This window comes from Mariniphaga sediminis (genome assembly GCF_003573545.1).
Classification (GTDB): Bacteria; Bacteroidota; Bacteroidia; order Bacteroidales; family Prolixibacteraceae; genus Mariniphaga; species Mariniphaga sediminis.
This window is the reverse complement of sequence record NZ_QWET01000055.1, coordinates 1-2468: the sequence shown is the minus strand read 5'-3', so window position 1 is coordinate 2468 and position 2468 is coordinate 1. Positions and strand designations below refer to the sequence as shown.

The following is a 2468-nucleotide window of genomic DNA, read 5'->3' as shown; positions in this document are numbered from 1 at the left end:
AGTGCACCTGTAAATCACATGATTTAATTTCTTAAAATTACTCATGTGACGAAGTTAATAAATTTAAGGCGTAGCCTATTAAACATGACCACCCCCGAAGGAGGTGGTTTTAACGATTATAATAAACGAATTGGCTCAGTGGCAGCCTGGCAGTGAAGTATTTCAAAGTCCCGCACTCCACATAGCCAAACCGTTAGCTTGCATATTAATTAGCTGCTAAATGACAAATAATCAACAATAAATATGAGACCAATAATTGACCATATTCAGATTACAGTGAAAGACTTGAAAGTCGCAGAAAAGTTTTATGACAGATTTCTTCCCATTGTAGGGTTTGACATCAATAAAAAAGTAACCGCTTTTATACAAGAACATGATTTTCATGTAATTGAATACACACATGATTTATTAGCTTTTGCGATAACTTCACCAAGAGAAGCTTTTAAAAATGACACTATAAACCGTAGAAAACCTGGAGCAATACACCATTTAGCTTTTAAAGCAGATTCGAGAGAAGATGTTGACAAAGCTTATAAGGACTTGATTGCGATTGGTGCAAATATTGTATCTGAGCCACAAATACATCCGGAGTATAGCCCGAATTATTATGCTGTTTACTTCAAAGACTTGGAGAATATAAAATACGAGATTGTTTGTACCAAAGAGTAAAAGTTGTGTTGACAATTCTGGTACGACTGAGGATTTGAAAAACTTGGAATTGGTTTTAAATAAAACTAGTTGACAGTAAGTGAGTATGAAAAATTTGAGAAAAATATAAAAATACGCAAGCTAACATTTTGCAAATTGCATTGCGAGGTTCTTGCGGTACGTTGTTTCCGCTCCTTTTTTGAACGTCTTCGTCCTGCGGGACGCTGACGCTCTTCGAAATCCACAATAATTAGAAATAAAAAGTCAAAAAGACAGATAACCTTGGATAAAAAAACGACAAATTATGAAAGAATACCTAAAAAAGAACTTACCTAAAACGTCCTTGATTTTTGTGATTATTTTGTTTGTGACGAATTTTCTAACTTTAATGATTCCCCAAATTGGAGAGATAGTCCTTTTATATCCTTCGAATTTGTCTGAACCCTTAAATTGGTATCGGTTTTTCACTTATCCGTTGTATGTTGGAGGATTAATCACGTGGATTCACAATTCAATCGTTATCATCTTGACCGGATTTATTATTGAAAATAAAATTAAGAGAAAAGATTTGATAAGTCTAATATTGTTATCATCGTTTGTTGGTGGTTTGATTTTTATAATTTTAAACCAAAACAACAATTACAATTTACCAATAGCAGCACCAACAATGATTTCCTGGGGATATTGGAGTGCAACAATCATTATCGGACTGAAATCCTGGAAATCGCTGAATCTATTTGAAAAAATTGTACTGGTTTTATGTGCACTTAGCATTTTGAGTATTTGGAATGATAACATCGGATTTTTTATGGGACAAATATCAGTAATTGTGATAATTGGAATAATAACAATAGCTAAATATGAAAAAAAATAAAACTGGCGGTAACACTTTGTAAGTGCCCATCAGCAATAAGACTATTTAAATAAATATGATGCAAAAGCTTATTTACTACATAAAAAAATTTTCTTCATTTACTGACTCTGAGATACAAACGATAAGTAAACATACATATATTGAAAAATATAAGGCCAAATCGTTTATTCATACAGCAGGAAGTATATGTAAAAGGATTGGATTTATAAATAATGGAGTGCTCCGGTCGTATCTTTATGATACAAAAGGGAATGAACTTATTCATAATTTCCATACAGAAAATCAGTTTGCGGTAGATTTATTAAGCTATCAAAAAAGAATAGCCAGTAATTTATATTTACAGGCAATTACCGAGTGCGAGCTTGTTTTTATTTCAAAATCCTCAGATGAATATCTTACATCGAACATTAAAGAATGGCCTGTGCTCATTAGAAATATATCGGATGCCATATTAGCCGAAAAAGCTGAAAATAAAACGATACTATTACACGCTGATGCAAAAGAAAGGTATCTATCTTTTATAAGAAAAAATCCCAGGATTATAAATGTTGTTCCTTTGGGACAGATAGCATCATATCTTGGAATAACTCAACAATCCCTTAGCAGGATAAGAAAAGAGCTTATAATTTAGTTTTTTAACAAATGTGAAAAATTATCTAATCTTTTAATCTGAATTTTGTTCTTCTTTTAATTTACAATTTTATACACCATGAAGGACAAAAAAACAGTGTTAGTAACGGGAGCCAATGGGCATCTTGGGAATAATCTTCTAAGAGAACTACTTAAACAGGGATATCATGTTAGAGGTACTATCAGGAACTTAAATAACGTCAGTTCGAGCTAAGCTAACGTACAACTTTGCGTCTGGTCAATAACTTCTTCCATTCTAAGGGTAGGTTTTTTAGGCAGAAAGGAGTAAGCTATCAGACCTGAAAGTAAGTTTGTC

The 2468-nt window shown here is 32.6% G+C and carries 4 protein-coding genes; all 4 read left to right on the top strand.

Annotated features, from left to right (window positions below; translation table 11 throughout):
• The first annotated feature begins 243 nt into the window (after nt 1-243).
• Nucleotides 244-669, top strand: coding sequence for a VOC family protein (locus D1164_RS23525; RefSeq protein WP_119352348.1), 426 nt, complete (start codon nt 244-246; stop codon nt 667-669).
• Between the two features lie 283 nt (nt 670-952).
• Nucleotides 953-1522, top strand: a complete 570-nt coding sequence (locus tag D1164_RS23520; protein WP_119352347.1) for a rhomboid family intramembrane serine protease — start codon at nt 953-955, stop codon at nt 1520-1522.
• Between the two features lie 55 nt (nt 1523-1577).
• Nucleotides 1578-2153, top strand: a complete 576-nt coding sequence (locus D1164_RS23515; RefSeq protein WP_119352346.1) for a Crp/Fnr family transcriptional regulator — start codon at nt 1578-1580, stop codon at nt 2151-2153.
• Between the two features lie 78 nt (nt 2154-2231).
• A complete protein-coding gene (locus D1164_RS24145) occupies nt 2232-2366 on the top strand; it encodes an NmrA family NAD(P)-binding protein (RefSeq protein WP_119352345.1) in 135 nt (44 codons plus the stop codon).
• Nucleotides 2367-2468: the final 102 nt, after the last annotated feature.

Coding starts and splice junctions, on each gene's coding strand:
- D1164_RS23525 (WP_119352348.1), top strand. CDS start 244: ATGAGACCAATAATTGACCATATTCAGATTACAGTGAAAGACTTGAAA.
- D1164_RS23520 (WP_119352347.1), top strand. CDS start 953: ATGAAAGAATACCTAAAAAAGAACTTACCTAAAACGTCCTTGATTTTT.
- D1164_RS23515 (WP_119352346.1), top strand. CDS start 1,578: ATGATGCAAAAGCTTATTTACTACATAAAAAAATTTTCTTCATTTACT.
- D1164_RS24145 (WP_119352345.1), top strand. CDS start 2,232: ATGAAGGACAAAAAAACAGTGTTAGTAACGGGAGCCAATGGGCATCTT.